Origin of the sequence: Variovorax sp. W1I1, assembly GCF_030815625.1 — a bacterium.
GTDB lineage: Bacteria > Pseudomonadota > Gammaproteobacteria > Burkholderiales > Burkholderiaceae_C > Variovorax > Variovorax paradoxus_C.
Genome location: NZ_JAUSWZ010000001.1, coordinates 2,501,693 through 2,526,151 on the forward strand (window position 1 = coordinate 2,501,693; position 24,459 = coordinate 2,526,151).

Genomic DNA, 24,459 nt, shown 5'->3' on the forward strand with positions numbered 1-24,459 from the left:
CGGAGCTATCAAGATGAAATCAATCTTCCTCCTGGCCGCCATCCTCGCCTTTGGCTCCTCGGCCTTTGCCAAGGGCGGCGGTGGGCACGGCTCGAGCGGCTACAGCGGCTCTCATTCATACAGTTCCGGCGCGTCGAGCGGTAGTCACTCAACCAGCGGCTACACGAAGAGCAATGGAACTTATGTAGCGCCCAGCCACGCCACCAACCCCAATGGGACGAAGGCGGACAACTGGTCCACCAAGGGGAACGTCAACCCCTACACCGGCAAGGAAGGCACCAAGCCGCGGGATTGACAAGGTTCGCGTCCGCGGCTTGCGCTGGCTGACTGGCGGGGCTGATAAATTGCCTTTCCTGCACCTCAGTCGCACTTAGCCATCTCGCGCATACGCGGACGTTGCGGGTCAGCCGCGAGCCTTCAACGATCCGTCTTCTCAGTACAGCTTGCGAAGATCAAAAAAAGACAATGCGCGCCAGTTGTCTGGAGCATCTTGTCTTGTGTGATCTCTGTCCGGTTCTCGCGCACCTTCATCGCATTCGGGTATCGCTGGTAAACGCGTGATGCTTCTTTTCGGCGTGTCGCTCCAATGCCAAACGGTTTGTCGCGAGGCGCGCGGATTTTGAGCGCCACCGGCTGTTGAGCGCGGTAGTCGTCGTTTCTAGGAGGACGATTTGAGCTGACCGGCAAATTCCAGAAGCGACTTGCGCTGCTTCGTGCTCAATTGGCCAAACCAGAGGATGAGCTTGGCCAACTCGTCGTCTACTGCGTAAAAGTAAGCGGCGGGTATGCCGAGCTCGTCTGCGAGTCGATGGGCAAACGCAATGTTTGGCTCGTGAATTCCGCTCTCGTAGCGAGAGATGCGCGCGCTTGCACTACCTTCGTCCAGCCCCGCCTTCACTCCAAGTTTGTCCTGCGGCAGGCCGGCTGCCAATCGCGCAAGCCGCAGACGGGCACCGAAGATTGAGCGAGGAGATCGGCTGGGAGACACTCTACGATAGTCGTAAGAACGACTTTTCTCGTCTCTACGTTTTTCGTAGAATTTGGACTTGCAAATACCGTGTCAAGGCAAGTCCCACATGCCCAATCGAGCAGTTGCATCGCCACTCCCCAGCGCCCGGCGTTTGAGGTTGCCGGGCTCGGTGACGCGTGTCCCGCCGCGGCAACCCGCTCCGGTCGTGCGCAGCTTGTCCGCTGCGCGCATCGGTGCGCAGGTGAGGGCGCTTCGCATGGCGGCTGATGTCTCAGGTGGGGAGCTGGCGAAGCTGTCCGGGATTTCTTCCTCGATGCTCTCGCGCATCGAGCGCGGGCTGGTCTCGCCTTCGGTGGAGACCTTGGAGCGACTCGCGAATGGTTTGGGTGTGCCGGTGTCGCGCTTCTTTGGCGATCAGGGGCGGCGTACGGACTTCTGCCACGTGCGCGCAGGGCAGGGCGTTGTGGTCGATCGCGTCGGTGCGGTTTCAGACTACCGCTACGAGTTGCTGGGGCACCTGTTGTCGGGCAACCTGTTCGTCGAGCCCTACCTTGTCACGCTGCTGCCGGGCGCCGATCCCTACGTGACCTTCCAGCATCCGGGCCTGAAGTTCCTGTACTTCCTGTCCGGGGAGGTCAGCTACCGCTATGGCGCCAAGGTGGTCACGGTGGGGGCAGGGGACTCGCTGCAGTTCGAGGCGACCGCACTGCACGGGATCGAGGCCATTCAGAAGGGGCCGGTGTCTTATCTGTCGGTGGTGTTCACGCTGCGGGACTGAGGGCACGCGGATTCGCGTTCCGGCCTTCGCGCGCCCGACACCCGTCAGTAGCCGAGCTTGCCCGCCGCGGGGCGCCGGCCGCCCGCGCTAGCGGCCTGCTGAAAAGCCTGCGTGATCAGGCCGGTCGTGGTGCCCGCGAAATAGCGTGCGCCCCATTGGCCGTACTTGTCCTCGTCCTCGGGCGTGAGCGCGATCACGCCGCCGCAGTTGCCAGCATCGCGGATCGCGCAGAGTGCGCGCTCGATCGCGGCTTCGACTTCGGGTGCTTTCCAGTTGTTGTCGAAACCCATGGCATGGGAGAGATCGTTTGGGCCGACGAAGACGGCGTCGACACCGGACACGGCCGCGATGGCCGCGGCCATCGAACGCCGTGGCTCGACACTCGCGCCCCTACCGCTGCATGGACGCAAAGCTCCCGGAATGCCGCTAGTCGCCAAACCAAAAAAACACCCAGAGGCCGACAGTGCCATACGCTACAAACATGGTCAGTGCTTCGCTTTGAAGAGCAAGGCGCGCATGCTGCAAACGAGTGCGAATCATCATTTCAATCCTCTCTCTCCACGGACGCTCCCCTTGGCTGAGGTTGCGCGGGGTCCGTCCGTTCGTCAAGCCGACGTTAGTTCACACCGGGTATGACGCGGCGCATGCCGCAGGCAGATGCGATCGCGGGGGCGAAAAGAGGCTTGTTAGAGCGGCTGTGTGGGCCCCGAGTCGCCAGATGGGGCCGCACGACGTTGACCAGGCGATCCACTCTGGCGTAGTGCCAGAGCGCATCCATCGTCAGCTTGCGCTGCGATCAGCCATCGTGCAGCACTTCCAGCGCCACGTCGAGGCCGATCTTGTTGCGGCACTTGAAACAGTCGACGATCGTCTTGGCCGCGTTGAACACCGGGACCTTCACGTCGTCGATCTCGACCGGCTCGATGCCTTCGGCCAGAGCCGTCCCCGACATGCGCACCACGCGCAGAGTAGGCTGATCCAGCCGGAGGGTGTGGGCTAGTGCTGGGGGATTGCCAACCAAGCCTCGAACGGGGCCTGCGTGCGATGCCATGGACGCGCAGCCCCGACAGCAGGCATACCACGCCACGCGGCACGCGCAGGGCGACCTCGGCCAGAGACCGGTGCTCGCCGAGCGCGCGTCCCGGCAGGCTGTAGATGCCGCGGGCGATGCGCTCGAGCTTGCCGGCTGAAACCAGTCGGCTGAGCATCACTGTCGGCAGGCCGTGCTCAGCCAGTTCGCGCGCGCAGCAGTGGTCGACGCGCGGCGAGCGCGAACACGGCTTGTTCGAGCGTTGGATCCGAGCCCATCCTGAGGTATGTTGCAACAATTAGTCATTTGTCAATAAACGACTAGTTAATGCAATCACCGTTGAAGGTCAACTGGCAACTCGGATTTCATCATTGAGCCCCAAATCGACGGCTTGCGGCCCTATGCGGAGGCACCTGGGAAGCTGACGCGAGAATGGCTTCAGTTCGGCGTCATAAGTACCAGGGCCGATTCACCGAGAACATGTCACCGAAGCGGAAAGCCGAAGGCTGCTGCGGACGTCGCTCGACCTGCAGGTCTGGGGCCAGGTGCTTCGCGCCCATCGGTGTGGAGCATTCACCGTCGCAAGAATGCGCGCCCTGACTGGCTGAAAGGCGGCTCTCCTTGAAGACGGGACGGAAGAGGGGCAGGAGGCGGGGGGATGGGCTGGCCTTGCTGCGACCTTGAGGGTGGCACACCGTTCTCGCCGTCAAGGTCTGCGCGCGTCCCGTGGCGCGCTGGCGGCCTGCGGCCGTCTTCGAACCTTGACTGCTGCGCTGCGGCGTGCCGGCGACGGTCCCGGGCAATCCCGCCCGCAACCGTTCAAGGAGAACGTCATGGCTTCCATTTCCAACTTTCCTTTCATCACCGATGCGCAGTTCGAACTGATGCTGGGCAACGGCGCGCAGTCCCGGGCAGAGGCGGGCCTCGATCCGCTGCCCGTGATTAAGCTGTTCACGCCGGACGCCGGCGCCACCTGGCTGCTGAGCGAGATCGATCCCGGGGACCACGACATCGCGTTCGGGCTGTGCGATCTCGGGCTCGGATTCCCCGAGCTGGGTTGCGTGAGCCTCGCCGACCTGGCGCAGGTGCGCGGCATGCTGGGCCTGCCGATCGAGCAGGACCTGCACTTCCGGGCCGTCAAGCGCCTGAGTGCCTATGCGAAGGAGGCGCGGATGGCGGGCCGCATCCAGGCGTGAGGGCCCGGCCGCCGGCTCGGCCGGCGGCCTTTTGTTCTTCTCTTCTTTTCTCTCTTCGTTGCTTTCCTGTTCCGGCGACACGCCAGCCGTGCTACGCGCAGGCGGTGGTCAAGGGCGCGGCTGTCGACTCTGATATCGAATAGTTGGCGTGGTCGCCGCATTGCGCCAATGTTCGTCGGTTCTCGACCGTTGCCGCTCAAGTGGCCGTGCATGCACGGCAGCAGCCGGCCAGGCCGCCCGCCTTGCGTTCGGCGGTTCCGACGTTCACGTGGCACCGCGTGCTTCGCAGCGTGTGGCTGGCGCACCCCTGCGGGTCGCGGCGCTCGCGATGGCTGCGTGGGGCGGTCTGCCGCCAGTCCGCGTTGGCTCTGCATTCGAAGCCACCTCTTGACCGACGCATAGCGCGCTCGGGCCGCTGTCCAGGGCTGCGGGCTTTGCCACCGTCCTCACCCGGTCCTCGCTGCGCTCGGCTGCGGCTTGCGGGCGGTCCCTGGACATCGGCCCTTTCCGCGCGCTTTTCATGCGTCGAGGCGGCTCCGAAAGCAGATGTTCAACCACCGCGGCAGATGCCGCAGAAAGGCCCAGCCATGCACGCCAATTCGACTTCCAGTTCCAACCGGCGCGGTGCGCGCGGCGCGACGCTCCCTGGCCACCGGACAGCCACGGGCGTTCCCCCCGTACCCCCCGAGGGCTCACCCCAAGCAGGTGGAGGTGTCGCCGAATCCGCAGGCACCGCTGCGCGGGATCGGGGCCGCATGGACGTGCGGCAGGTCGTGACGGACCGCATCATCGCGATGCTGGAGAAGGGCGGCCCTGTGTTCCGAGAACGCTGGACGCGGGCGGCGGCACGCGGCGTGCCTCGCAACGGCAAGACCGGCGCACCGTACCGCGGCGCGAACGTGCTGCTGCTCTGGGAGGCGGCAATCGAGGCGGGCTACGCGTCCAGCGTGTGGCTGACCTACCGGCAGGCGCAAAGTCTCGGCGCCCAGGTCCGCAAGGGCGAGCGCGGCGTGCTGTGCGCGCACTTCGAGCGCAGGGCGCGCGAACGCCGCGGCGAGGCCGGCGATGCGCTGCCCGAAGGCAGTGTGGACGAGGAGGTCGTGGCCGCCGATGCCGGTGCCCGTGCGGGCGTGCTGCTCTGCCTGCCGTTCTGGCTGTTCAACGTGGCGCAGATCGACGGGTTGCCGCTCGAGGTGGTGGATATGGGTATCGCTTCCCCGCCGAGTTCGCGGGACTCGGTGGAGCGGGCGATGCGACTGCTGGGGGGCTGCAACGCGACGATTCGTCACGGCTTCGACCAGGCGGCGTACCTCCCTGCGCTCGACGAGATCCGGCTGCCGTGGCCGCGGCAGTTCACCAGTGCCGAGGCGCAGTGCGCAACGGCGTTGCACGAGTTGGTGCATTGGACCGGGCATCCCGAGCGGCTGAACCGCAGCTTCGGGCGCCGCTTCGGCGACGCGGCCTATGCCTTCGAGGAACTGGTGGCCGAGCTCGGCAGCGCGTTCGTGATGGGGCACTGCGGGCTGGTCGACGCCACGGTTGAGGGGCATGCGGCGTACATCGATGCCTGGCTGCGGGTGCTGCGCGGCGACCGCACGGCGATCTTCACGGCTGCGCGGCTCGCCGAGGATGCCTTCGCGTTTATCGTGGCGCGCGAGATGCCGGCGATTTGCATTGACGGTTAGAACGCGCGGGATTGAGGGCGGTGGTCTGGGGCAGCGTATCGCCGCGGCCTCTAAGGTCGCGGAGGGGCCTCTTCCGGCCACCATCCGAGGCCGCGCACTCGCTCACCAGGCGACCGGAAGATCCAGAACGACGCGACCGCGCTTGCCGTGGCGGCCGAATCCGCTCGACGGCACCGTCAGCCCGCGCGGCCGTAGGTGCGTTCGATGACCCAGATGTCGTCCAAGCCCGTATCGTCGTCGCGGGCCTGTCGCCATGCGACGAGTGCGAAGTCAGCGATGGCCGCACATTCGGGCACGCTTTGCGGTGAAGCTTTGAGACGATCGGCGACAAGCGCCGGCTCCCAGCCGTCTCCGTCATTGGCGGAAACAACGATGCTGTAGCCGCCCGGTCCGTCGCTCCCGCGTACCCATGCCCCGATGGCGCCGGTACCGACAGCGGCGCATCCTCTCAGCGTATCTTCCCCGGCGGTGGGGTCGACCGGTACCGCGCTCGACAGGGACAGAATGTCCTGTCCCGTGGCGTACATCACCTTGTTGTTCGCCTGGCCGTCCAGGTCGTACTGCGTCCACGCGAGCAGCGTCTGGCGACCGTCGGCAGTCTCCATGCGCAATGCACTGGCGGCCTCCTGATGCTCGGGCTCGAGAGCCTTGTGCCCACTCCACCCGGTTCTTCCGCCCTTCGAAACCCGTATCTCGCAAGCCTTGTGATCCGCGCGGCTTCGCAAGGAGGCCAGCGAGTACGCCTCATTGGCAAAGGCCATGCACATCTCGCGCGCCCGCTTGCCGTCGACCGGACCCTCGACTTGCTGCGGTGCGCTCCAGCTGCTCGTGGTCGAATCGAAGTAATGGACGACGGTCGCCGTGTCTTCGCGTGTCTGCGGCGATCGCAGATGCATGGCAAGCGCGACCTGCGGCGCGCTGCCGCGCGAGAGCGTAAAGACGGCGCTGTCGTAGCCCGCGGGAAGCGGGAAGCGTGCGCCGTCCTGCCCGACGCCGTCGATCGACAGCGAGGCGGTCCACACCGTCCTGGCTGATTCGGGGAAGTTCTGCTGCACGCCCCAAGCCACGACAGCCGCTCCTCGTTCGTCGATGGCAAGCGCCAACGACCTGATTTCCGCGGCATCCTCGCTGACTCGCGTCGCGTCGGGCAGGGTGCCTGGCGCGACGATGACCAAGTACACATGCTGGCGCAGTTCGTTGCTGCCCGAGACCCAAGCCAGCGCAAGGTTGCCCGATGCGTGCTGCGCTATTTCCAATGCAAACAGCGGCGATTCAATGATGTTGGGCGTTGCATTGAAGGGCGCTCCCCAGCCCTTTTCCGTCTCGTAGGTGCGAACCCAAACCTGCGCTCCCTGCGTCCATGCCACGGAGATGAAGCGCCCTGCGGCGGAGGTCTTCACGGCACTGACCGCATAGCCGGTCTGCTTGGGTATCGACGGCCCGATGATCGTCGCCTCGCCCCATCGCCCGACAGCCTGGGCGGGTGGCGGCGGTGCAGGCGGGGGCGGGGCCGGTGGGGGTGGCGGCGGCGGCATTTGTCCGCCCTGGTCGATCGGCCATGCAAAGCCGCTGCCCGACCCTCCGCCTCCGCATCCGGCGATGCCGACCGCCGTCGCCGCAGCGCTCACCGCTGACAAAAAGTGCCGCCTCGATGCTTTCTGCAGCCGCTCTTGAAATTTCATGCTTACCCTCCGGGACGGCCACTCCCTCTTCACCATCGCGCAAGGTCGGCCCCACCTTGCGAATTCGAGGGACGGATTGTTCCGATCGCGGCCGCTCCGTCCCAGAGCCGGCTCACCGCATTTCGCAGCCCTGCGTTCGTTCCGGCCGTCGCGCGGCGCCGATGCAGTCGCATCCGGGCATGGATGCCCCGTCGAAATCCCTGCCGACGCCGATCGCGCGTCAAGGCGGCGTTTGCTGCAAGCGCTGAATGCGAATGCGCACGCTGGGCGGCGTCTCGTCCGTTCGACGGCTCCCTTCACGCGCAGTCCGCGTCATGGCTTGTGCTTGCTGAAGACGAACTGCGCTGCACCGCGCATGCGGCCGAGATGTCTTCGGTCTCGTGGCACGCAGGCGCGTGGAATTGAGTGGAATCGAGACGGTTGTCGTTGAGCAGGAGGGAGCGATCGGCCTGGAACCCGGCTGGACTTTCGCCAAGCGGTTGCTGCGATCGGTGGGACGGCGCATCGGTTCATGGGACGGGGCGGGCGAGGCCTCGCGGCCGGCGATTCGCCGACGCAGAGCAGGTCCGAAAACGCGGCTGCGGCTCCGCGGTTCCACGATGCACCGGGTGTTTTCGCAGCCCAGGCGCTCGAAATCGGAGCCAGGCGTTCGCGATGGTCGCCCGCAGCCTCGCGAATACCCCGCTCGCACCTATTCTTCGCCGCTTCTCAATGGCGAAGACGCATGTATTCCAGGTCCTACGCGATCGATGACCGCCACGAAGCTTGCGCACTGGTCGCCTGCATCGGCTGCTTGCCGCAGGACCTTGGGCGACTGCACTCACGAATGCATCCAGCGGCCCGGTCATCCGCTCTCATTCATTTCCGGGCAGTGACCGTGCCCGCTTCAACCAGACAATCATGAGATCTAAGGGCAGTACAAGGCGTCAAGTGATGGCGCGCGCAATGGCCGCAGGGATGACCGCGGCGATCTCCGCCTGTGGCGGCGGAGGTGGCAACGGCGGCGGCCTGCCATTCCAGGGGATCGGAGGCGGCGGCGATCCAGATGGCGGCCAAGGCGACGGCACCATCATGCCAATCGAGGAGCGCTCGGCAGCGACGCGACGCGTGCACGACAAGTACATGGAACTCGTTGCGAGCGGCACCGCCGCTCCCTTCGAGGCGCTTGTCGATTGGGCCCTGACCCAGCCCGAGTACGACCAGGCGGGCAAGGGCAAGGACACATTCTGGGCGCGCTTCAAGGATGGGCGCTACTTTGTCTATACAGACAACTGGCGCAAGGTCGACCCCCTGGAGCTTCCTCGGCTGCCGCAATCCGCAAGCGCGGCACGTACCGTCAGCCTTGCGGCTGTTGCGGACGCCGGCAAGCCCGAACTGCCCGAGACGGAACTGGCTGTCATCATGTGCGGGGACGGGGGCGATGGCAGTGGTGAATTCGATGCCGTCAAGCCGTTTCAGCAAAAAGTGACCGACGCGCTCAAGGAGAGGGGCTGGACCATCCACCCTGACCACGCGGTCACTGTCGACTCATTCCTCGGGCTCAGCGGCAAACAGATCGGCTTGATGTATCTCGCCTGCCACTCGGCCGAGCTCGGGCCGACCGGGCAAAGGCAGTTCGGGATATTTTCGGAAACGCGCGCGACGGCCGAAAACGAGAAAAAGTACGAGGCACTTTTCAAAGCCGGTCTGCTGGTCTACCACCGTGATCGCGATCGGGAGGCCGAGGCGCGCGGAGGGAATCCCCCGGTCTACGGCCTCACCGATGGCTTCCTCAAGGAACACCTGCTCTTCGGCAAGGGATCGCTGGTCGTGACGCTGGCCTGCAACAGCGGCTCGCCGGAAGGCAGCCCGATCCGCGAGGCGCTGAGTGGGAAGGGCGCAGGCACCATCGTTGCATGGGACGGCAGCACCAACCCCTTCGGCGCACTGTCGATGGTCTACATGTTCGACCGGCTCACCGGCACCAACGCGTTCGACCCGGGAAAGCCCGCCAATCGCGCCTTCGCGCTGGACGATGTCTGGACCTTCATGCGGGAAAAGACGAACGGCGGGATCAAGCCCAATCTGTTGATCACGCCCCACGTCAACAAAGAAGGCAAGGTGGATCCCCTGGCCGAGCCCGCGTACATCAAGCGCTTCGGAGACGGCTTCGACCTGAGCAACCCGGTGATCTCGGAGCTGAGTGTGGACTCCGGCGACCGGCTCCTCATCCACGGAAACTTCGGTACCGAAGCCGGGGAAGTGTCCATCGGCGGCACGAAGGTCGCGGTGGAGGGGTGGGGCAACGACAAGATCACGCTCGTGCTGCCGACCGCCGCTTCCGATCCCCCGGGGTCCCATGGCGATGTCATCGTCACGGCGCGCAAGCGCACCAGCAACCGCCGTGTGCTCACATCGTGGCGCGGCGTGGTCGAGTACACCTACAGCACTCTGTGGCTGCCGGGGAACACGGGATTGCTGACCTGCGATCTCTCGATCAATCTCCATCTGCGCGGCGATGCGCATGCGCTGCGCACCGCGGTCGATGGATCACTCAAGCGCAGCGTGCAGTCCTTCATTCCCGCGTCGGACAGCAAGGTCACCTACAAGGCGTCGGGGACCAATGTCGGAGGGCTGTCCACGAGGACCTGGAGCGGCAGCGGTTCGTTGCCCTACACAGGATTGGGCTTCGAGGGCAACTCGGTCTCGATCAATGCGGCGATCGACGTCGTCGGCAGGCTGATCAAGATTGCTCCGGCCGTGGTCGGGGAGGATCTGCTGCTGGTGAAGACCACGAGCGTCAGCGGCTCCACCGATACGAAGACGTTCTTGCCGTTCCACACGAATGCACTGGGCTACACGGACGCCTTCGGCGGCGATAAAGTGGCCTACGGCACGGCGTTCGAGCTCGATGCCGCGGGCAACGTCCCTGCGTACGACAAGCGCCTGCCCGTTCCACCCTACGAACTCGACATGGCATCGATGCGGGTCAAGACCGGTGGCATGACCGCTGATCCGCCTTTCGACGATACGGTGGGTCGGTGAGAATTCCTCGGCGCGGTCTTCGGTCCGAGCTGCTTGGAGATTCCTGAAACGAGTTCCACGTCCCGGCGGGCAGGACTCAGCCCGCGCATGTCCCGGTGACGCAGGCTGAACGCCGGCTCTCCGATGAGAGCCTTCTTCCACCTCGCTCAGCGCCGAGCAATTGAAGGGACCGTTCGGGGAAGTGCGCGCGGCCCACCGCCGTCCATGCAGATCTCGCAGCCTTACGTCCCTTCAGGACATCTGGTGCGCGATCCCGAACGCTCGGCCCTGTTTTCGCGGGATGCAGCTCTGGCCGCTCAGGCATGTCGCCGGAAGAATCGAACGCTTCTTTTCAACCGCCATATCACCAAGGGGAATTCCATGAATGGCCAACCCGCCGGCCGCACGCCGCGCTTCGATCCCTACGCCGCCGTTCACAAGGGCCTGCGCGCCCTGATGGCCGATACGCTCCTCGCGCTCGGCCGCACGGACGCCAGCGACGCCGCCGCACTCCAGGCGACAACCGAACGGCTTCTGGAGATGCTCGAGTTCTGCCGCTCGCATGCGCATCACGAGAACGAATTCCTGCATCCGGCGATCGAAGCGCGCTCGCCTGGCACCAGCAGCGCAACGGTCATCGACCACACGCTGCATGAGCAGGCGATCGAGCAGCTCAAGAAAGCTGCGCGGCAGCTGCCCGAGAGTCCCGCCGAGCAGAGGGCCGCAGCGTTGCTGGAGCTCTACCGCGGCGTCGCACTCTTTGTCGCACACAACCTCGAACACCTGCACCACGAGGAAACGACCCACAACGCCACCTTGTGGGCCTACTACACGGATGCGCAAATAGAGGCGCTCCATGATGAGCTCGTCGCGTCCATCGAGCCCGAGCAGAGCATCTTCATCATGCGATGGATGCTGCCGGCGATGAACCCCGCGGAGCGCGCGCACCTGATGCGCAAGCTTCGTGCGACGGCGCCGCCGCCGGTCATCGATGCGGTGCTGCAGGCCGTTCGCGGCGCGCTCGATCCGCAGGCCTGGCAAGCGCTCGCGTCGAGCTCGGCAGAGCCCCGACGGGTTGCAGAATTCGCGGACGCCGCCGGATGACGGCTGGCACCGTTGGGCCGCTTGCTGCCACCGGCAGGGCGCCCAGGATCGCCGGCGACCAATCTCGTGGATGGGCGATGCGGCCCACGGGGTGCCTTCCGGCCCTCACCGATGCGGACGGGATTACCTGAGGACCCGGCGTTGAGCGGGCCGCCGACCGGCCCGCCGTCACGCAGCGGGCCCGCTTGTTTCGTTCCGCGCCGCGCGCAGCATCGTGGCAGATGCGCCGACCAACGTGTCGTGGAGCTCCTGGCTGACCCGCGATGACGTCAACAGCACCAGCGGGACCATGATCTGTTCGCGCAGCGGCCGCGGCTGCACGCCGGCATAGCGGTGCAGGGAGAAGGGCGCTGGCAGGCACGTGCATCCTCGCCCCGATCCGATCTGCGCGAACACATGCAGCGCATCGGGTGCCCCGGCTTCCTCCTCGGGAATGAAGCCATGCGCGGCGTACTGCCGGGTGAACTCGTCGTACATGCGCGAGTTCTCGGCGCGGGTGAAGCGGAAGAACGGCGGCATCGTCTGCAGCTCGCGCAACGCGATGGCTCGCCTGCGCGCGAGCGCCGACGCGGCTGGCACGAAGGCCATCAACGGCACCTGGTGAATGAGATCTCCCCGCAGGCGATGCATCGATGCCGGCCACAGGACGATGGCCGCATCCAGGTCGCTCTTTCGCAGGGCCGAGACGGCCGCGGCGGTGGTCGTGGTCCGCACGTCCACGCCACTTGCATGGCCGCCCTCCACCAAGGCGTGCTCCATCGCCGCGAGGCCGCGCAGCTGTACCCAGTTCAGCACGCCCAGCCGCAGACGCGGCAGGTTTTGAGATGCCTGTGCCACATGGGCGATCGCGGCATCGAATTCGTGCATGAGCGATGAGAAGCGGCGTAGCGCGACCTCGCCGGCAGGTGTCAGCCGCACGCCATGCGTGTTGCGATCGAAGAGGCGCACGCCGAGCGCTGCTTCCAGTTCGGCGATCTGGCGCGACAAGGGCGGCTGGGTGATCGCAAGGCGCTCGGCGGCGCGTCGGAAGTTGCGCTCTTGTGCCACCGCCAGGAAGCACTGCAGCTGCCTCGCGCTGATGGATCTGGTCATTCAAAAACGGTATCACAAAAATTGGAATTCCAATGCGGGAAACGTTTTCCTAAAGTGCCGGCTGCGCATCGGAACGGTCAGAACGTTCGATCGATGAAAGTACGCCCATCCGCGTCCGCTTCGCATCTGCGACGACGGGCTTTTTTTTCAATGACCATGACCACCAATGCATAAGCACACCCTGTCACATCGGGGCTTCGGGCCGGCAGCCCGAGCTTCATTCACGCGGCGCCCGTGGACCTTCGAGAATCCGCGTCTTGGCCGCCGCCTTGGAGCGCGCCATGCATGAGATGTCGGCACACAACGGCATGGGCGCTCGTGCCGCGCGTGCGCATGGGGCGGCCAGCTACGACGCCTTGGTAGAAGCCTGGACCTTCGAGCCGATCCTCCATTTCCAGGTCCGCCTCGGCAGCGAATTCGCAGTCGGCATCGAAAGCCGCAGACGCACACCGCTCTACGTCTTCGCAGGCCAGCACTGCCAGTTCCAGATGCGCGATGGCAGTGCGCCCGTCCAGGTCGAACACGGCGATGTGCTGTTTCTTCCTCGCGGCGGCGCGCACCGCGTCTTCGACACGGCTGACCTGACACCGTTGTCGTTCCCGCTGGTCATCGCGCGCCAGTCGGCGCGCCAAGGGCGGACCTATGCCGTTGACCTGGAGGCTTCCGCCGACGGTGCAGGCCCCGTGAACCCAGACGCGTCAACGATGGTCAGCGGCAGCTTCTTCTACAGCGAACTGCTGCAGGCAGCGCCGCTGCTCGCGCGGCTGCCCGATGTGGTGCACCTTCGGCGCCGCGGCCATGCGCTGCCCTGGCTGGCGCCGATGGCCGACCTGTTGCACTGGCTGTGCAGCGTCCCGCACGGCGGCCGCGGCGTCGGCATGACCGAGGCCGTCAATGCGCTCATCCGTCACATCGTGCTGCAGGAGTTGCGGCACGACGTGCCGGCTGCGCCGGGCGCACGCGCATGGGGCGCGTCAGGCCCGGTCGAGACCAAGTCCGCCGCCGCGCGGCGCGACGCACGGCTGCTGCCCGCCCTGCATGCCATTCACACGCAGCCCGAGCAACAGTGGACGATGGAGTCTCTGGCCCGCCTCTGCCACATGGCGCGCACCACGTTCGCGACACGCTTCCGGCAAGAGACGGGCCTTGCGCCGATGGGCTACCTTGCCCATTGGCGGGTGCAAGCTGCGGCACGCCTGCTGCGCGAGCAGCGGCTCTCGCTCGACGAAGTGGCAGGCCGGGTCGGGTACTCGACCGGTGCGATCCTTGCTCGGGCCTACAAGCGCGTGATGGGGGCATCGCCGCGCGGCCATGCGCAACTGCAGCGCGCGGATTGACGACCGGCTCCTGAATTCCTGCACCGGCCACCGCTCGACGGTCACCTGGTCGGTATCCAGCCCGACACGGAACTGGACTTCCTGACCCTTTCCACTCGCACCTGCACGGGCCCCGCGCTCGAACAAGAGGTCGGCCGTGAAGTTCATGGCGATTGTGGACGGGCCCGTCTCGAGCGAGAGCCCACATCTGCCGACGTACAGCCTGGCCTCGAGCCCGGTCGGTTTTGAACGCCAAGCTGCAATTGCAGTCCTCTCGGCTGTGGTTCATGCGCCTGAAGCCAGAAAGAATCACGTGCCCGCCCGCTGGCATGCGCAAGGTCTTCCGATGTCCACGTCCCCCTCATTCACCGCTTCCGTCGCCTTGGCACATCGGAACTCTTTGCCTTCACACGCCGAGGTTTCGCGCGGCTGGCGCGTGCACGCGGCTTTCGTCACCGCGCTGCTGGCGCATGTCGAACCTGTCATCGCCGTTGACATGGGCGGGGGCGAAGGAGTCGACGGCGCAGGCACCGGTTTCAGGCAGTGTGTGGACCGATGCGGGAACCACACGATCTGGCACTGCGTAGACCTGAGCGTTGCGACACACGCGGAGGCGGCCGCGGCCTTCGAGGAGGGGACCGTCGACGTCCTGCATGTCGATGCCAGCCACCCGGCCCTGATGTACGCGCTGGATTTCAGCCCCTGGCGACCCAAGCTCAGCGCCAATGCCATCGTGATCGTTCACGGCATCGGCGCGGGGCGAAAGCTCCGCCGCCTGTGGACGTTGGTGCGGCGAGGCCATTCAGCCTTCGAGTTCACTCAGGGCCTCGGGCTGGGCGTGCTGTCCGTGCGGCCACGCACGGAGGACCCGCTCCAGGCCTCCTTGGAGGACAAGGTTCAGCGACTCGTCCAAGAGCTGGCACGCCTCAAAGGCCATGCGGCCGAGGTCACCGCCAAGCGGGAGCGCGCCGAGGAGATGCTAGAGGCGGAACACTTCGAGTCCCTCGACAAGGATGCGGAGCTCGCACGGCGCGAGGAGCAGATGCGCGCGCTTGCCGACTCGGTTGAGGCGCAAGCCGTGCGCCTCGACGCCTTCGAGGCCAGCCTGGGATGGCAGCTGGTGCAGCTCTACTGGAGGCTGCGCGTGCACGCATTTCCGGCGGGGACGTGGCGCGGTGAATTCTATGAGCGGCACCGGGCGAAAGTGCTGCGTCCTGTGCAGCAGTGGATGGCGAATCGCGTGCCTGCGCGCGCGCCGGCGCCGTCGCAGGTTGCGCCCGCGCGGCCGACGGGCAGGGCCTGCGGGCCGCGTCCCTGGCTCGCACCACTCACGCAACTGTCTCGTCAAAGCCTCGGTTCGCGCATTCTCGTCGTTGCGGAACTCTCGATTCCCGCGTGCAGGCGCTACCGGGTCGATCAGAAGGTCGAGATGCTCGAGCACCTGGGGCTGGAGAGCACGGTGGTCAATTGGCGCGACATCGAGGCATGCCGCGCGGCCTTGCCGTTCCATGGCCTGGTGATCTTCTATCGCGTGCCTGCCGCATCGCACATGGTGTTGATGGCATCGGAAGCTCGGCGACTGGGCGTGCCGACGGTCTTCGACGTGGACGACCTGATCTTCGATTGGGAGCCCTATCGTCGGCAGCTGCTTGCATCGGGCGCCGAACCGGATCGGATGGCCTCCGCGAGGGACGCGACCGCGCAGTACCGGCTGATGTTGAGTCATTGCCAGCACGGCATCGGCAGCACGGCTGCGATCGCGCGTCGCATGGGCGAGGTGGTGCCCGGAAAGACGCACGTGGTCGCCAACGCACTGGACGAGGGCATCCTCGCCCTGGCCGAGGAACTCAGGCGCAATCCGCCGAAAGCCGATCCCAGTTTCGTCACCGTCGGCTATGGCAGCGGCTCCAAGACCCACGACGGCGACTTCAACATCGTCGCGCCCGCCCTGCTGGCCGTCATGCGGCGTCATCCTCAGGTGCGACTCGTCATTCACGGCCCGCTTGAACTGCCGCCGCAATTCCGGCGCTTCTCGGACCGCGTCTTCCAGATTGCTTTTCTGCAGGACGACGACTACCTGCGCGCACTGGCCTCCTGGCAGATCAGCATCGCTCCGCTGGAGGACAGCCTGTTCAACGAAGCCAAGAGCAACATCAAGTTCATCGAGGCGTCGATCCTCGGGGTGGCGAGCATCTGTTCGGGCACGGCGCCATTTCGGGAAGCCATCGAACATGGGCGCACCGGGATGATCGCGGAAACGAGCCAGGCATGGGAAGAAGCCTTGACGCGGCTGGTGCTCGATGGCGGCCTGCGTCGCAGCATCGCGCAGGAGGCGCGTCGCAGCGTGTTCTCGCGGTACCACCCCCGTGCGGTCGCCGTGCAACAGCTGCAGGAGGTGGTCAGGCCGCTGCTGCCGGCTCCCAGCACACGCCTGAAGGTGCTGGCAGTGAACGTCCTCTTCGCGCCGGTGAGCTTCGGCGGGGCGACGGTGGTCGCGGAGCAGTTGTGCCGCCGCCTGAAGGCGGACGGCTGCGATGTCGCCGTGTTCACCGCGCTCCTTGCGACGGACCTGGAGCCCTACCGCGTGGTGCGTTATGAGGTCGACGGACTGCCGGTGGTCGCCGTTCAGGTCGCAGGCGATGCGCAGCGCCAACTGGACTACGACGATCCGCAAGTGGGCGCGATTTTTGCGCAACTGCTCAAGTCGTTTCGGCCGGATGTCGTGCATTTCCATTCGGTTCAGCGACTGGGCGCAGCGATGGCCCATGCGTGCGTGGAGGCCGGCGTGCCTTACGCCATCACTCTGCACGATGCCTGGTGGCTGTGCGAGCGGCAGTTCATGGTGAAGGGCGACGGCGTTTACTGCGACCAGCAGGAGATCGATCTGCGAGACTGCTCCAAATGCGTGCCGGATAGCGGCTTCACCTTCAGGCGCAGGTTCTTCCTCGGCGACGTGCTCGATCGGGCGAGCCTCCTGCTTGCACCGAGCGAATTCCAGCGCGAGCTCTATGTGGCGAATGGGGTCGCGGCGCAGAAGATCGTCGTGAACCGCAATGGCGTGCCGTTGCCCACGCGAGCGCGCCCCGCACGGCGCCCCGGCGCGCCGCTGCGGCTGGCCTATCTGGGCGGCCGTGCGGTGCACAAGGGTTACTTCTGGCTCCAGGAGATCCTGGAGGGCATGCCCGGGCGGGCTTACGAACTCTCCATCACCGACATCGCCCTGCGCACCGGTGCAGCCTCCATCGATGCGGCCGAGTGGCGCGTGTCGGGGCGGGTACATGTCGTCGCCCCTTTCGAGCAGGCGCAGATGGACGACTTCTACGACGGCGTCGATGTCGTGCTGGTCCCCTCGTTGTGGAAAGAGAGCTTCGGCCTGGTGGTGCGGGAGGCACTGGCCCGTGGCATCTGGGTCATTGCGACCGCCGCCGGCGGCCTGGTCGAGGACATCGTGGACGGCGTGAACGGCCGCGTGATCGCGATCGGCGATACCGGCGGTTTCAGGCGAGCGCTCGACGATGTGCTGGCCAATTTCGACCATCTGCCCTCCAGAGCCCAGTGCGCGAAGGCGTCGCTCATCCGCGGCTACGATGAGCAGGCCGCCGAACTGCTGCCCCATCTGCGCCGCATCGCCGAGGCGCCGAAGGCGGTCGCGCGGGTCATCGACACGCAGCGAGCTTGGCGAGCGCCTGTGATTCCGATCATCCCGCGTGCCGCGGACTCAGGAACTGTCTGAACAGGTCACCAATTGACGCGCCATGATGGCCACTGGTGCGCATTGGCAATGGAGCGCAGTTGGTTGTCACCGGTCGGATGCGCCATTCGACGGCTTCGGGTGCGGGCCGGACCACAGCTGTCCCCGTCGTTCTCGCTGCTCGCCGTGGCGCAGATCCAGGCGGTGCGGCTGCTCGGTGGTCACTGCAATGCGAGGAACCTGCAACGCTGACGTATCGGCCGGCGCTGAAAGAGATTCGACTGCCGTGGCCGCGGCAGTTCGCGAGTGCCGAGGCGCAGTGCGCGACGGCGCTGCACGAGCTAGTGCATTGGACGGGCCGTCCTGGGCGGCTGAACCGCAGCTTCGGGCGCCGCTTCGGTGACGCGGCCTATGCCTTCGAGGAACTGGTGGCTGAGCTCGGCAGCGCGTTCGTGATGGGGCACTGCGGGCTGGCCGAGGCCACGGTCGAGGGGCATGCGCCTACATCGACGCCTGGCTGCAGGTGCTGCGCGGCGACCGCACGGCGATCTTCACGGCAGCGCGGCTCGCGGAGGAAGCCTTCGCGTTCATCGTGGCGCGCGAGATGCCGACCCTTGCTGGGTCCGGGAGAGAGGAGGGCGCATGGAGGCCGTCGTCGGTCTCCGGCTCGCCGGCGCACGCGGAAATCGGCGCGGTAACGCCTTCCTGTTGCGTCCTTGCGAGAAGCAGGGGCTGCGGAGGCGATGCCGCCGGTCGGTCGTACCGCACGAAGTAGACCGGTGCGCTTGGGACCTCAAGTGCGCTTGGTCATCGATTTCGCCTCCGCAACCTCACTCGGCACCCGTGGGCGATGCGCATTGCGCCAACCGGCCAGGTCGGGCTCACTGGGGGCTTTACTGCTCCATATCTTGAGCAATATGACCATGATTTGATCAATATATAGACGACGAGCAATGAGACGTTGCTTGATGTGCTCTATAGAATGAGCAAAAAACTATCATTTTGTTCTAGATATGGAGCAGTCATGGCCCGCACACAGCATCCGCTTTCGATGTCCTTGACGAAGGTCGCCGCCGGCCTGGGCCATCGCATCGAACTGGCCCGCTGCCGTCGTGACCTGTCGTCGACGCTGTTTGCCGAGCGCGTGGGCATCTCGCGCAACACACTGGCTCGGCTGGAGTCAGGTGACCCTGCGGTGTCGCTGGGCAGCTATCTGAAGGCGTTGCGCGTGCTGGGCCTGGAAAGCGACGTCGATGCGGTGGCGCGGGATGACGTGCTGGGCAGGAAGCTGCAAGACTCGGCGTCCTTGCGCGGCCGCGGACGCGTGAACGGATCTCCTCACAACTGATCGGGAAGTAAGCCCATGGCTACGAAGAGCGCCCGTGCGGTCCGCCCCCTGTTGGAGGTCCACCTGGACGCGCCGGAGCTTGGCCCGGCCATGCATATCGGGAATCTGTTTCCGGGGGGCGAACGCGTCGACCTGGCACCCTCCTTCGAGTACACCAAGGCATGGCTGGATGCGCCGAAGGCCGTGCAGATCGATCCGCAACTGCCCCTGTACGCCGGCGAGCAGCACGCTCCCGAGGGGCGGGGGTTCGGCATCTTTTCGGACTGCGCACCGGACAGGTGGGGGCGCGTGCTCATGGAGCGTCGGGAAGCCCATGCGGCCGCAAAAGAAAAAAGGCCCATGGTTCGCACGAACGACCTGTTCTACATGCTCGGCGTGAACGATTTCACGCGAGCCGGCGCGCTTCGATTCCGACGCGGCCCCGGCGCGCCGTTTCTTGACGACGGCCCACTGCCCGCGCCCCCGCTGACCGACTTGCGCGAACTGGCCGAGGTCGCCAGGAGGCTCGACGGCCCGCGACCAGAGGCGCTGCCAGAGTACGGGAAATGGCTCTCCATGCTCATCGCACCCGGCTCATCGCTGGGGGGCGCACGACCCAAAGCCACCTTCACCATGCAGGATGGCACGCTCTGGCTGGCCAAATTCCCGGGACACAACGACCAGTACGACTGGGGAAGCTGGGAATACCTGACCCACCTTCTGGCCAGGGATGCCGGGATCGTGATGCCCGAGGCGAGTCCTGCTGAGCGACCACTACCACACCTACTGCGTGAGTCGATTCGATCGCCAGGCTGGCGCAGCAGGCGCCGCGCAGGGACGCCGGATGTATGCCTCGGCCATGACGCTGCTCGAGCGGCGCGATGGCCAGGAAGGAGGGAGCTACCTGCACCTCATCGAGGCCCTTGAATCTTGCGGCGGGGTGAGGCTGACCGAGGACATGCACCAGCTTTTCCGGCGCGCCGTCTTCAATCTGCTGGTGGGGAACAGGAACGACCACCTGCGCAACCATGGGTTTATCTTGCAGCCCACAGGCTGGCGGCTTTCCCCGGCCTTCGACCTGAACCCCAATCCCGCGAAAAGCGACCATTCATTGACATGGGAGGGCAAGTCTGCGGCGCCGGTTCTGCAGACCTTGTTGGACACGGCGGGGCACTACCGCCTCGACACAACCGCTGCACAGGTCATCGTTGACGAGGTCTCTGCGGTCGTGGCCACATGGAAGGACCGGGCAGCACAGCTTGACCTGCCTGGTGGTGAAGTACAGATGATAGCCAACGTGTTTGCCGTCTGATGCAGGGGCGGGCAGAAAACAGGTTGTGCATGATGAGGGCGGTCCGGATGTCATGGACCAATGATCGGCCTCTATTGTCGGGCGAAGTTATAATGGAGCCCGTTGCAGCGGCAGTGGTTTATTCGTGCCTTATTGCAACTCCTGTTCATGAGGTGAGCTCATCCCCATGCAGGCTCCGTATTGCGACCTTCGTCGCCTTGTTGGTCTGTAGAGCTGCAGCCAACCGATTTCCTCGTTAGCTCGCGCAGGTTGATTCAAGCCTGCGAATTCCGGATGAATTAGATTCCAAATATCGGCATTTCCATGGGCAAGTTCGTCGTATCGCCCTCGACACATCCGACCGACTGTGGCCGTTTTCGCGCCTCTTTCTCGGTCCACCGATCTCAAAGTGACGGCAGTTCAGGCCGAGTGTTCCAACTCGACAAAGCCTTTGCTTCACGCGAAGCCGCCCGGCTTCTTGCCGTCACGCAGGCCTGGCTGCAAACGTGCATGCCGCACTCGCTGAGTGCCGGCTACCTGCCGGCATAGATCTCACGCACTTCGGCATTTGCTGCGGACTTCGGATCCGAAGATCGGAGTTCCACCGTCGCGGCGACCCGTCGCGCACCTTCATTCAGAAAGGCTCTTTCCATGAGCGTCAAAATTTACGTGGGCAACCTGCCTTTTTCGGTGACCGATTCCATCCTCGAAAGCAACTTTGCCGAGTTCGGCCGAGTTTCTACGGCGAAGGTCATGATGGACCGCGAAAGCGGCCGCTCCAAGGGCTTCGCATTTGTAGAAATGGCCTCTGCCGAGGTTGCCCAAGCCGCCATCACCGCCCTGAACGGGATGTCCGTGGATGGACGCTCGATTGTGGTGAACCTGGCCCGTCCCCGCGAAGAGGGGAGCGGCTCGGGTGGCTATAGCGCAACCGGTTACAGCGCAGCCAAACGTTCGGACGTCGGCTACGGCAACGGCGGCTTTGGTGGTGGTCGTTACTGACCTGGGTCACGTCTTCTGAAAAACCGGCCTCCCTGAGCCGGTTTTTTTTCGTCCGTTCGCCGAGCGCTGACGCAATACTTGCCCGCTCACCACGCAGTTTTCGCCATGAGTGCCGTGGAGGGACGCACGTTGCACGCTACGTGCAGCAGATCAGCGATTTTGAAGGCGCGAAGGCCTTGCAAGAGCAGTGCGCTTGTGTCGTATTTACAGCGTTGGCGCAAGCCGCACCTCCTGTGCTGGATCACGATGAAGGATCGGCCCCAGTCGGCTCGAAATTCATCAACGCTCTGGCCGAGCAGGCCGGCATGGACTGCGAGGGCGGCAAGCGAATCGTCATGCAATCGCTCGGCGGGATTCCGCAGGGCCGACCTGCCAGGCCGCAAGAGGTTGCCGACCTGTTCACGTTCCTTGTGTCGCCACGGCCCCGATCGCGGGACCGTCCCGACGGTTTACGGCAAGGGCGGGGCCAGCGCCGGCACGCTGCTGGTCTACAGGCGCATTGGCGCCACGGTTCGAGAGTCAAGGCAAGCTCTTCACGACCCAGCCGAAGGCAGTCGCCGGGGTGATCGAAGGGGCTGCCAGGGACATCGGGCGCAAGGCTCGGTGCTTCCCTTGCATGCGATGGCCGCCGCGCGATCGCTTCGTCCCGGGCTTGGCCGTCAGTATTCGAAGCCTCACCTCGTCGGAAGCAATTGCAGCAAGTTCCGGCAGGGTGCGTCGCCTAGCCAAGCCAACTCGCCCAGCCGCCGCGCCTGCGCTGCCTGAAGCAGGCGCCTTGCACGCCTCGGTCCGGTTCCGTTCGCCCGGAATGGGGCGCGGTTCGATCGGCGGCGCCTGGAGGCAGGATTGGCGTGGGCCCTTCGCGGCGCTTGTGAAGGGCGGGGAGGGCTTGCCTGTGAGCCCCAAGGCTACCCCTCGTTCTCGCTTTCAAGGCCCTGCGCGCGCTGCGCGTGCTCAGCGCGTGCCGCACGCCTGCGACGGCCTTGAGCGCTGCGCTGCGACGGGGCTGCGGGGGCACGCCCAGGCGGTATTGAATGCGGGCGCGGCACCCCGGTGCCTTGGGGGAGTGCTCTGCCCGGCGCCGGTCGAGCGGGGAGCTCGGTCACCTCGCATCGCTCTTCGGTTCATGCACATCGTGCGTTTCGAAGTAATCTGGCGCAAGGCCGGCCAAGGCCCGATCGCCGGGCGCGGGTTCAGCGCTCGGTCGGCGCGCGAAGCCAGTTATCCAGCACCAGGCCAGGCACGCGCGCGAAATGCTTCGTGTTGTCCGTGACGATGACGGCGCCGACCGCCAGCGCGTGGGCCGCGATCATCTCGTCGAAATCGCCGATGGGCGTACCGCCCGCTTTCAATTGAGCACGCAGATCGCCATGTCGCAGCGCTGCCTGCACCTCCCAAGGCAGGACCGGCGCAATGCGCAGGAACTCCTGCACGATCCGATGCAGCCGCACAGCCTCGGGACGCCGGGCGATGCCGAATCTCAGTTCGGAGCAGGTCACGGCGGAGATGCACCATTGCCCCGGGGTCAGGGCTTGCAGGCGCGCATCGAAAACCGGGTTGCCTCGGATGGCTTCGCTCGCGGCGTTGGTGTCTAGCATGTACAGCGTCATTCCTTCCAGCCTTCGAAAGGATCGCGCAACTGCTCGCTCTGATCGTGCGCATCCGGAAAGTCTGGAGGCACGATACCTAGTTGCTCCCGCATCTGCATGAACGCGCGCCACTGCGCGGGTGCGCGTGTGGACAGGATGACGTCGCCGGTCGCGTCGTCGCGTCGAATATAGACCTCGGTGGTGCCATCGAAGCGGAATTCCGCAGGCAGTCGCACGGCTTGACTGCCCCCGGTGGCAAAGAGTTTGGCGGTGGATTGCTGCACGACGGACTCCAGCAGGTAATGTATCTACTAATGTAGCTACGTCGCCTGCCCAAGTCAAGGTCCGGCGGGGCACGCAATGCGGTGACATTGGGTTGGGCCAACCGGGATCTTCGCCGTCACGCCTTCGGTCGGGACGCGGCCGAACAAGACTCGAATGAGCGGCGCCGTTGGTCGCTAGCGCCACTTGCCGAAATTAACAATGGACTTCAATTCGTTGGTCCCTGGTTTTAATCCAGTACGCTACCAACAAAAATAAGGGTCAGCCGGCAAGTGCCTGCTACCCCTTTTTTTTCTTTTCTCAGGCGCCTTCGAACGGCACAGGTTCTTGATGCCGACTAAATTCGGAAAAGATTGAGACCCGATTGCGTTCAAGGTTCGACATGCCGTCCATCTCCAACATCAAATCCATCTCCTATCTGAAAAGCCGCGCCGCACAAGTTTCCGAGGACCTGGAGATGAACGGCGCACCCTTCTTCATCACCCAAGAATGGCGAGGTCAGGATGGTGATCGAAAGCGTCAAGCAATTTCAGGAAAAAGAAGCGCTGATACTTAAACACGCGATCGCGAACTCTGCCTAGACGGGATTGCGCCTGCCGCCGTGGCCGATTCAACCGTATGCCTGATCACCAGTGCACAGTTCGAGCGCTGTTGCCAAGGACCATTGGTCCCGAGCGATGAAGAAAGCCGAGGCTGCGGTGCATTGCGCCCGCAGGATGGAGCCCACGCGCTGGCTTACTGGCCCGTTGCGCCCGCTCGCGGCGTCCGCGGGCCCGGGAGAAACTGAGGCGTAGCCAAGCGGGGCCGTGCGCACCTGACGTTCGGCATGCCGAACATCGGGGCGCATGCGCCTTCGCCAGCGACTTGGGCGCCATTTCTTCCTGCGGGGGTGACCCGTTCGATGCGCGTCGACAACGCGCTGACCGGCGCTGCCGTGGCTTGATCGGCATGCGGTTGGCCTCTTCGTCTGCCCGGGCCAGGTGCAAGCCGCGGACTTTGTCCAAGATGGCCAGGGGGCGCATCTGCGATGAATCGCTTCGCGCTTCTCACCGACGACTTGCGCACCGACCGCGCCTTTGCCCTTTCCCCCGGAGCCTTGGCCAAGTCGCGGGCGAGCGCGACGGCTTCTTCGCGCGTGTCCGGAATGAACACGGACCTGATCACGTCGTTCACTCTGGTTTGCCAACCGCGACCGCCGGACTTCAGCGCGTCCAGAAGATCGGCATCGAACGGATCGTGGTCGATACCTTCGGTGTCTCCTTGACAGTGCCAACCGGCCGACCGCGCATTCGTGCCACGATCTGCTCGGCCGTGTGCACGGCGGCGTGTTCGCCGCGCTTCATCTCTCCGATGGAGTGGAGCAGATCCTTTTCGAATCGCGCCATTTCCTTGTCAATCTTTGGCATCAAGGGACTCCTTCA

At 65.2% G+C, this 24,459-nt stretch carries 24 protein-coding genes and 2 pseudogenes; 17 read left to right on the plus strand and 9 right to left on the minus strand.

Annotated elements, in window-relative coordinates; translation table 11 throughout:
• Positions 1–13 precede the first annotated feature (13 nt).
• A complete protein-coding gene (locus tag QFZ83_RS11845) occupies positions 14–295 on the plus strand; it encodes a hypothetical protein (RefSeq protein WP_307506420.1) in 282 nt (93 codons plus the stop codon).
• Between the two features lie 363 nt (positions 296–658).
• Here the strand turns inward: QFZ83_RS11845 and QFZ83_RS11850 are convergent, their stop codons facing one another.
• Positions 659–988 (minus strand): helix-turn-helix domain-containing protein, encoded by a 330-nt coding sequence (locus QFZ83_RS11850; RefSeq protein ID WP_307506423.1) that lies wholly within the window; start codon positions 986–988, stop codon positions 659–661.
• Between the two features lie 187 nt (positions 989–1,175).
• On the opposite strand from QFZ83_RS11850, the gene QFZ83_RS11855 reads away from it, so the two are divergent.
• Positions 1,176–1,748, plus strand: coding sequence for a helix-turn-helix domain-containing protein (locus QFZ83_RS11855; RefSeq protein ID WP_307506428.1), 573 nt, complete (start codon positions 1,176–1,178; stop codon positions 1,746–1,748).
• A 44-nt stretch (positions 1,749–1,792) separates the two neighbouring features.
• Here QFZ83_RS11855 and QFZ83_RS11860 read toward each other — a convergent pair whose 3' ends face one another.
• Positions 1,793–2,110, minus strand: coding sequence for an aldolase/citrate lyase family protein (locus QFZ83_RS11860; protein WP_307506430.1), 318 nt, complete (start codon positions 2,108–2,110; stop codon positions 1,793–1,795).
• A gap of 434 nt (positions 2,111–2,544) precedes the next feature.
• Positions 2,545–2,700 carry a hypothetical protein gene (locus QFZ83_RS32750; protein WP_373457534.1) on the minus strand — a complete coding sequence of 52 codons (156 nt, stop codon included), beginning with the start codon at positions 2,698–2,700 and terminating at the stop codon, positions 2,545–2,547.
• A gap of 97 nt (positions 2,701–2,797) precedes the next feature.
• Here QFZ83_RS32750 and QFZ83_RS32755 point away from each other — a divergent pair, with 97 nt between their 5' ends.
• The 3 genes from QFZ83_RS32755 (at position 2,798) to QFZ83_RS11875 (ending at position 5,659) form a co-directional block, all read left to right on the plus strand.
• Entirely contained in the window at positions 2,798–2,938 is a 141-nt protein-coding gene (locus QFZ83_RS32755) for a hypothetical protein (RefSeq protein WP_373457535.1), read from the plus strand.
• A gap of 673 nt (positions 2,939–3,611) precedes the next feature.
• Complete coding sequence (locus QFZ83_RS11870) at positions 3,612–3,974, plus strand: DUF2958 domain-containing protein (protein WP_307506433.1); 363 nt, start codon at positions 3,612–3,614, stop codon at positions 3,972–3,974.
• 755 nt (positions 3,975–4,729) lie between these two features.
• Positions 4,730–5,659 carry an ArdC family protein gene (locus tag QFZ83_RS11875; protein ID WP_307506436.1) on the plus strand — a complete coding sequence of 310 codons (930 nt, stop codon included), beginning with the start codon at positions 4,730–4,732 and terminating at the stop codon, positions 5,657–5,659.
• Positions 5,660–5,835: 176 nt separating this feature from the next.
• Here the strand turns inward: QFZ83_RS11875 and QFZ83_RS11880 are convergent, their stop codons facing one another.
• Positions 5,836–7,341, minus strand: a complete 1,506-nt coding sequence (locus QFZ83_RS11880; protein ID WP_307506440.1) for a hypothetical protein — start codon at positions 7,339–7,341, stop codon at positions 5,836–5,838.
• A gap of 933 nt (positions 7,342–8,274) precedes the next feature.
• Between QFZ83_RS11880 and QFZ83_RS11885 the strand changes: the two genes are divergently transcribed.
• Both QFZ83_RS11885 and QFZ83_RS11890 read left to right on the plus strand, forming a co-directional pair.
• A complete protein-coding gene (locus tag QFZ83_RS11885; RefSeq protein WP_307506442.1) occupies positions 8,275–10,365 on the plus strand; it encodes a hypothetical protein in 2,091 nt (696 codons plus the stop codon).
• A 204-nt stretch (positions 10,366–10,569) separates the two neighbouring features.
• The gene (locus QFZ83_RS11890; protein ID WP_307506445.1) at positions 10,570–11,448 is read left to right on the plus strand and encodes a hemerythrin domain-containing protein; all 879 of its coding nucleotides are present in this window, start codon (positions 10,570–10,572) and stop codon (positions 11,446–11,448) included.
• A gap of 168 nt (positions 11,449–11,616) precedes the next feature.
• Here the strand turns inward: QFZ83_RS11890 and QFZ83_RS11895 are convergent, their stop codons facing one another.
• On the minus strand, positions 11,617–12,540 hold the full coding sequence (locus QFZ83_RS11895) for a LysR family transcriptional regulator (RefSeq protein ID WP_307506448.1): 924 nt from the start codon (positions 12,538–12,540) through the stop codon (positions 11,617–11,619).
• Between the two features lie 281 nt (positions 12,541–12,821).
• Between QFZ83_RS11895 and QFZ83_RS11900 the strand changes: the two genes are divergently transcribed.
• The 9 genes and pseudogenes from QFZ83_RS11900 to QFZ83_RS11940 form a co-directional block, all read left to right on the plus strand.
• A complete protein-coding gene (locus tag QFZ83_RS11900) occupies positions 12,822–13,877 on the plus strand; it encodes an AraC family transcriptional regulator (protein ID WP_307506452.1) in 1,056 nt (351 codons plus the stop codon).
• 145 nt (positions 13,878–14,022) lie between these two features.
• Positions 14,023–17,589, plus strand: a complete 3,567-nt coding sequence (locus tag QFZ83_RS11905; protein ID WP_307512693.1) for a glycosyltransferase — start codon at positions 14,023–14,025, stop codon at positions 17,587–17,589.
• Positions 17,590–17,666: 77 nt separating this feature from the next.
• Positions 17,667–18,245, plus strand: coding sequence for a zincin-like metallopeptidase domain-containing protein (locus QFZ83_RS11910; RefSeq protein WP_307512694.1), 579 nt, complete (start codon positions 17,667–17,669; stop codon positions 18,243–18,245).
• A 326-nt stretch (positions 18,246–18,571) separates the two neighbouring features.
• A complete protein-coding gene (locus tag QFZ83_RS11915) occupies positions 18,572–18,895 on the plus strand; it encodes a helix-turn-helix domain-containing protein (protein ID WP_307506455.1) in 324 nt (107 codons plus the stop codon).
• Positions 18,896–18,985: 90 nt separating this feature from the next.
• Positions 18,986–19,621 (plus strand): annotated as a pseudogene (locus tag QFZ83_RS11920) (type II toxin-antitoxin system HipA family toxin); the annotation flags it as partial.
• A 43-nt stretch (positions 19,622–19,664) separates the two neighbouring features.
• Positions 19,665–20,186 (plus strand): type II toxin-antitoxin system HipA family toxin, encoded by a 522-nt coding sequence (locus QFZ83_RS11925; RefSeq protein ID WP_307506457.1) that lies wholly within the window; start codon positions 19,665–19,667, stop codon positions 20,184–20,186.
• Between the two features lie 303 nt (positions 20,187–20,489).
• Positions 20,490–20,714 (plus strand): hypothetical protein, encoded by a 225-nt coding sequence (locus QFZ83_RS11930; RefSeq protein WP_307506462.1) that lies wholly within the window; start codon positions 20,490–20,492, stop codon positions 20,712–20,714.
• A 102-nt stretch (positions 20,715–20,816) separates the two neighbouring features.
• A complete protein-coding gene (locus QFZ83_RS11935; RefSeq protein WP_307506465.1) occupies positions 20,817–21,167 on the plus strand; it encodes an RNA-binding protein in 351 nt (116 codons plus the stop codon).
• Positions 21,168–21,460: 293 nt separating this feature from the next.
• Positions 21,461–21,598: pseudogene (locus tag QFZ83_RS11940) on the plus strand (short-chain dehydrogenase); the annotation flags it as partial.
• Between the two features lie 762 nt (positions 21,599–22,360).
• Here the strand turns inward: QFZ83_RS11940 and QFZ83_RS11945 are convergent.
• Together QFZ83_RS11945 and QFZ83_RS11950 are read right to left on the minus strand one after the other, a co-directional pair.
• Positions 22,361–22,777, minus strand: coding sequence for a type II toxin-antitoxin system VapC family toxin (locus QFZ83_RS11945; RefSeq protein ID WP_307506468.1), 417 nt, complete (start codon positions 22,775–22,777; stop codon positions 22,361–22,363).
• Positions 22,774–23,040: an antitoxin gene (locus tag QFZ83_RS11950; protein WP_307506472.1), complete on the minus strand. Its 267-nt coding sequence runs from the start codon at positions 23,038–23,040 to the stop codon at positions 22,774–22,776. Before QFZ83_RS11950 ends, QFZ83_RS11945 begins: the two co-directional genes overlap by 4 nt.
• Positions 23,041–23,420: 380 nt before the next feature.
• Between QFZ83_RS11950 and QFZ83_RS11955 the strand changes: the two genes are divergently transcribed.
• Positions 23,421–23,594, plus strand: coding sequence for a hypothetical protein (locus QFZ83_RS11955; RefSeq protein WP_307506474.1), 174 nt, complete (start codon positions 23,421–23,423; stop codon positions 23,592–23,594).
• A gap of 179 nt (positions 23,595–23,773) precedes the next feature.
• Here QFZ83_RS11955 and QFZ83_RS11960 read toward each other — a convergent pair whose 3' ends face one another.
• Positions 23,774–24,283, minus strand: coding sequence for a BrnA antitoxin family protein (locus QFZ83_RS11960; RefSeq protein ID WP_307512696.1), 510 nt, complete (start codon positions 24,281–24,283; stop codon positions 23,774–23,776).
• Positions 24,241–24,444: a hypothetical protein gene (locus QFZ83_RS11965; RefSeq protein WP_307506477.1), complete on the minus strand. Its 204-nt coding sequence runs from the start codon at positions 24,442–24,444 to the stop codon at positions 24,241–24,243. Before QFZ83_RS11965 ends, QFZ83_RS11960 begins: the two co-directional genes overlap by 43 nt.
• Positions 24,445–24,459: the final 15 nt, after the last annotated feature.